Source organism: Candidatus Cardinium hertigii, assembly GCF_003788695.1.
Genome location: NZ_RARA01000027.1, coordinates 235,844 through 241,819 on the forward strand (window position 1 = coordinate 235,844; position 5,976 = coordinate 241,819).

At 33.9% G+C, this 5,976-nt stretch carries 4 protein-coding genes and 1 pseudogene (1 of these 5 running past the window's edge); 1 reads left to right on the plus strand and 4 read right to left on the minus strand.

What is annotated here, in order from left to right; translation table 11 throughout:
• A pseudogene (locus tag EDM02_RS05535) lies at positions 1-240 on the minus strand (IS4 family transposase); it reaches 904 nt to the left of the window's first position.
• Positions 241-405: 165 nt separating this feature from the next.
• Entirely contained in the window at positions 406-1,455 is a 1,050-nt protein-coding gene (locus EDM02_RS05540) for an Rpn family recombination-promoting nuclease/putative transposase (protein WP_123663628.1), read from the minus strand.
• A gap of 606 nt (positions 1,456-2,061) precedes the next feature.
• Here EDM02_RS05540 and EDM02_RS05545 point away from each other — a divergent pair.
• Entirely contained in the window at positions 2,062-3,627 is a 1,566-nt protein-coding gene (locus EDM02_RS05545) for a hypothetical protein (protein WP_148053571.1), read from the plus strand.
• Between the two features lie 798 nt (positions 3,628-4,425).
• On the opposite strand, the gene EDM02_RS05550 is transcribed toward EDM02_RS05545, so the two are convergent.
• The gene (locus EDM02_RS05550; RefSeq protein ID WP_123663753.1) at positions 4,426-5,397 is read right to left on the minus strand and encodes an Rpn family recombination-promoting nuclease/putative transposase; all 972 of its coding nucleotides are present in this window, start codon (positions 5,395-5,397) and stop codon (positions 4,426-4,428) included.
• A gap of 9 nt (positions 5,398-5,406) precedes the next feature.
• Complete coding sequence (locus EDM02_RS05555) at positions 5,407-5,916, minus strand: Rpn family recombination-promoting nuclease/putative transposase (RefSeq protein WP_123663755.1); 510 nt, start codon at positions 5,914-5,916, stop codon at positions 5,407-5,409.
• Positions 5,917-5,976 lie beyond the last annotated feature (60 nt).

Here is a 5,976-nt window from a genome sequence, read left to right on the forward strand (position 1 = left end):
TGCTTTGGAAAAAGCTTGCTTGGATGGAGGAATTTTGTACGTTAACGGTTCCATAAGTTCACACTCTATGCCTAAACTTCGCTTAACTAGCTTTAAAATAGTGGAAAATACTATTGGAAAAGTAAGTTTCCTTCTGGGCGTGAACATATGGCCGCCTTTGGAATGGATAGTCTGAAATATTGCTGAATACAATTTATCTTTAATTTCCGAAATAAAATTTTCCCCTAAAAACTCTTGCATAAAAAAATGTATCATACACTTTTTTATGAAATAATAAAAAAAGAATTTATTCGCTAAATAAGAAGCAATGTAGCAAATGTAAAAAAAATATCCTATTCTACTTGGTTATCAATAATAGTTAAACCTTAAGTTGACGCCATTGAGTGAACGGATACGAATGAGTAGCTATAAAGGCTGTTTAAGCGTACGAATAAAAGAGATATCAAGTCCAGTAATGTGCGCAATAAGGGTAGCATCCATATTATTAGCTAACATCTTTTTTGCTATTTCAAAATTTCTTTTAGTTTTACCCTTTTCCATACCTTCCTCCATACCTTTCTCTATACCTTTCTCCATACCTTGTTCCATACCTTTCTCCATACCTTGTTCCATACCTTTCTTCATACCTTTCTCTATACCTTTCTCCATACCTTGTTCCATACCTTGTATGATCCCTTGTTGCATCCCTTCATCAATATATTTTTGCGCAATGGTTCGCATAATCGTAACGGTTTCTTCTTTAGATAAATGACTGGCGATAATTCGTTCTAATTCTTGTTGTTGCGCTTCTGGTAACTTCGCATCAGTATACCATAACAACGTCTTTATACAAAGATAATTTTTTTCTTTATCTACTAAAACGGCATATGGGCATTTTGACAAAAGTTCTGCCCATACTTTTAATAAATCCCGTTTATGAATGTATTTGAGCATATATTCAAACATACCCAACTGTTTTTTCTTTAGGATCTCATCCTCTGGCATGCTTTGTAAATCAATCAGCTCATAATCTTCTGTCATGAGTTTTTTAGCGTGTTCAGGATGACTAAACAATTGCCATAAATTTCTGGGTGCATTATATGTTTTAGCGCCATGATAGATTAAAAGAGGACAAATTAAGGGTAAACCATCTTTGCTTTGCTTATGTCGTTCGCATAATAAAAGTATGTACTTCCATAATCGCAAGGCTATCCAATGGTCTGGTGTAGCTTGCGCCTCAATCAATACATAAACAAAAGCCGTATCGTGGTTTTTGGTTTGTACAGAAAATACAAGATCACTCAATTTTCTCCTTAAATCCTCTTCTACAAAAGATTCTTTTTCTATAGTAATTTTTGTTAAATCTACTATAGCTTTAAAATCAGCTGGCAAATAGTATTCTAAAAACTCCTGCGCAGCTACTGGGTTGGTTAAAATTTTTTTGATTAACGCATCATGTTTTAGTCTACTGGTCATAGCGGCTTACTATATTGAAGCATAATAGTGTAGGAATATATAAATTTGGTTGCTAATAAAAAATAAAAGATAAAAAGTAGTTGCTGATGTTTTTCTAGTGTGTATCTGTTCACATTTGTTACAACATAACACTGTTAACAAAGAGTAAAAATTATGACTTACCTAAACAGACAAGTTAACAAAATTGCAGCCAAATAACCATGGATAATTCTATCACCATATTCTACTACAAATAGCTGTTCGCCTAAAATAATTAATAACACTTTAATAAAATTCCTATAATCAGATCTATTATATCATTTCTATTTAAAACAGTTATACCATGGTGCAATGCCAAGCTACTATGTGGCCGAACTTGTGCTTTATAACCTGAGACCGTTGCAATTTTTATATTGTAACGGCCTCTATTTGGATAAAAATTAGGATTTTTAGGGTTTATGTTTTAAACTTGTTGTGCCCTAAAGCAGGGCAATGCTTACATAAAGACATGTAGGCAAATGTATAGCTTACTTATCCAACAATTTTACACGTAAAAAACATATGTTCCGGTTAATATTTATATTTAGTCTAATATTTATGATTAGTTGTCAAAAACATAATCACCATATGGATTCGTTAAAGGATACGCCTACTAGTACTAGTGCCCTATCCAATCCAGATACTGAACCAGATAATAAACCAAATAATAAAAATGAAATAGAGGAAATCATAAAAGATTTTAAACAGCTTAGCTTAACAGATTGTAAAAATTTATTTAACCAAATAGGAAGTTTTACTTTAGAAGATCGTAATAATTTAGAAGAAATGTATAAGGAGATACAACTATCCGGTTATCTGCTGCAGCATCTTAACGATGGAGGTTTGTTAAATCCAGGAAACTTTAGGAAAGTAGTAAATTTAATGGAGGGTTTTCCTAATGAGCGTTATGATCGTTATACTTTTAGCTTAATATTTGCAAGAATTTGTCAAGCTGGTCTTCTTACACAACAAAATTTGGATCAATTAGTGGATACTATAAGTTATGTATCTCAACAAAATAATTTAGAAGGTTTATTGGCAGCTGCACTGGCTTTTAAGAAGCTTTATGCAAAAAAACTTTTAACCCACGACAATTTTAATAAAGCTATCAGTTATAAGACAGTTTTCTCTGATTTAATGAATCTATTAAATCAACTTGATGCTATTAACTATCTAAATCAGGAATTGTTAACATCGTTATTAGCAGATGAAAAGAGCTGGGATTTTCTATGCATTACGGAGCAAAGATACTACTATAAATTGGCTAGGGTTGTTGAGAATTTTCATGTTAAAAATCCAGATCTATTGGCAACACCTCAGGTTAATGGAAGGGAGGGATTGTTTTTTTGTAAGGACTTAGTGGTAGGTCTATTTCCTATACTAGGAAAATCAGCAATAGTAAATGTACTTACGTTGGATAGTTTAGAGCTGTTAATAAAGCATGCGCGTTGGTTGGATAACGGTGGTCGTGCATATGACATATACAAACAGTGGGCTGATTCAGCATTAAAAGAACTGGAAGTAGCACTGAATTTGGATCTGCTTACAGCATATACGTTCCCATTACTAATGAAATTTACCATGCGAAGTTTTACAAGCGGTAGTCTATCTTCAAGAAGTAACTTTTTGAAGCAGCTAAAAGATCAAAACCTTCTTACACAGGATAATTTTCAGTTGTTACTAACTCCTAAAAGGACATCCTTTTTTGCAACTAAATATCGTTTAGAGAGCATGGAACTACTGTTCGAAGCAGGTTTGCTTACACAAAATAACTTGCAGGTATTACTATCCCATAAAGAAGCAGAGGAGGTGAAGATCACTTTACAAGTACTTACTGAGCTAGATTTACTGACGCAGGGTATGTTTCAAGTAATAATGGAATCAAAACTAGGAGAGGTAATTCAAAACCCTCAAGTCGAAATGTTGCAGTTAAATTTAAATGTATTAGATTTAAATGATGCAATGGAGCAATCTTCAAAAGTCCTTTTTAAGGATATTATTACCCAGCTAAATACCGCCAACTTATTTACAGCTGCCAACTTTAAGCTTCTTTTCGCTTCTAAGCTTAGTATGAGGGCAATAATAAATGGTATACAAGAATTAAAAAGTGCGAACATGTTTACGGAAAATCATCTGCAATCGCTACTAAAATAATCTGTTTATTCTTGTTTTACAGATATATTACGTGTACTATACAGATCCAATCTATTGACATAGGCTAACTTTAAGAGGTTATTGACTTGCAGTAAGGGGAGGGATAGAGAATGGAAACGCCTAGAGTATCCGTTCAGTGGTGTGGCCTATGCGTATTTTTTCACGTTCGTATTTAGAAATAGCGCAATAATGCAAGTTTATAAAAAATGCGCCTTGAACAAAGCTGTGACTAGAAAAGTTCAGTCTGAAAGGTAGTAGAAAATCAGCCTGTTTGAGCCTGCTCTTCGTCTTTGAAAAGCTAGCTGCGTTCCGTTTCGGAATTCAGCGTACTTGGGGTCCCCATGATGTATGTACATACATCATGGGGCGAACTCACATAGTGCGTACTATGCTGCGTGCGCTTCACCCTCACGCGCCTTGCCAGCTTCCCAAATCCATTGAGTAACCGTAGAGGGTGAGTTCTGATTTTTAGCTTTTAGGCTGGAATTTTCAACAGTTTTGTTCACCAGCGCTTGATTTTTTTTGGCTACTCGTATCTTTTTTGATCAAGCAAAAAAAGTAGTTTTGAAAGAAGTAGTTTTTAACAAAATGGATAAAATCATCAATTATTAAATAAATATTAGCCATTTGCTGTAATCTATAATATCGCTGCCACGCAGGTGAACGGACAATGGCGTCAACTTAAGGTTTAGATGTTATTGATAACCAAGTATAATAGGAGGGTAGGCTAATCATGAATTGCCTTAAGTTGACGCCATTGGGTGAACGGATACAATTTTTTTTGCTATTGCAACGGTCTCACTGCTTAAGTGTACGAATAAAAGAGATATCAAGCCCAGTAATATGCGCAATAAGGGTAGCATCCATATTATTAGCTAACATCTTTTTTGCTATTTCAAGATTTCTTTTAGTTTTACCCTTTTCCATACCTTCCTCTATACCTTTCTCTATACCTTTCTCTATACCTTTCTCCATACCTTGTATGATTCCTTGTTGCATCCCTTCATCAATATATTTTTGTGCAATGGTTCGCATAATCGTAACGGTTTCTTCTTTAGATAAATGACTAGCAATGATCCGTTCTAATTCTTGTTGTTGCCCTTCTGGTAACTTCGTATCAGTATACCATAACAACGTCTTTATACAAAGATAATTTTTTTCTTTATCTACTAAAACGGCATATGGGCATTTTGACAAAAGTTCTGCCCATACTTTTAATAAATCCCGTTTATGAATGTATTTGAGCATATATTCAAACATACCCAACTGTTTTTTCTTTAGGATCTCATCCTCTGGCATGCTTTGTAAATCAATCAGCTGATAATCTTCTGTCATGAGTTTTTTAGCGTGTTCAGGATGGCTAAACAATTGCCATAAATTTCTGGGTGCATTATATGTTTTAGTGCCATGATAGATTAAAAGAGGACAGATTAAGGGTAAACCATCTTTTTTTTGCTTATGCCGTTCGCATAATAAAAGTATGTACTTCCATAATCGCAAAGCTATCCAATGGTCTGGTGTAGCTTGCGCCTCAATTAATACATAAACAAATGCAGTATCCTGATTTTTGGTTTGCACAGAAAATACAAGATCACTTAATTTTCTCCTTAGATCCTCTTCTACAAAAGATTCTTTTTCTATAGTAATTTTTGTTAAATCTACTATAGCTTTAAAATCAGCTGGTAAATAGTATTCTAAAAACTCCTGTGCAGCTACTGGGTTGGTTAAAATTTTTTTGATTAACGCATCATGTTTTAGGTTACTGGTCATAGCGGCTTACTATATTGAAGCATGATAGTGTCGGAATATATAAATTTGGTTGCTGCTACTAAAATATAAAAAGTAATTGCTGATGTTTTTCNNAGCGTGTTCAGGATGACTAAACAATTGCCATAAATTTCTGGGTGCATTATATGTTTTAGCGCCATGATAGATTAAAAGAGGACAAATTAAGGGTAAACCATCTTTGCTTTGCTTATGTCGTTCGCATAATAAAAGTATGTACTTCCATAATCGCAAGGCTATCCAATGGTCTGGTGTAGCTTGCGCCTCAATCAATACATAAACAAAAGCCGTATCGTGGTTTTTGGTTTGTACAGAAAATACAAGATCACTCAATTTTCTCCTTAAATCCTCTTCTACAAAAGATTCTTTTTCTATAGTAATTTTTGTTAAATCTACTATAGCTTTAAAATCAGCTGGCAAATAGTATTCTAAAAACTCCTGCGCAGCTACTGGGTTGGTTAAAATTTTTTTGATTAACGCATCATGTTTTAGTCTACTGGTCATAGCGGCTTACTATATTGAAGCATAATAGTGTAGGAATATATAAATTTGGTTGCTAATAAA

What these genes read in the sequence shown, in the direction of transcription:
- EDM02_RS05540 (WP_123663628.1), bottom strand. Translation starts at nt 1,455, where the DNA reads ATGACCAGTAGACTAAAACATGATGCGTTAATCAAAAAAATTTTAACC.
- EDM02_RS05545 (WP_148053571.1), top strand. Translation starts at nt 2,062, where the DNA reads ATGGATTCGTTAAAGGATACGCCTACTAGTACTAGTGCCCTATCCAAT.
- EDM02_RS05550 (WP_123663753.1), bottom strand. Translation starts at nt 5,397, where the DNA reads ATGACCAGTAACCTAAAACATGATGCGTTAATCAAAAAAATTTTAACC.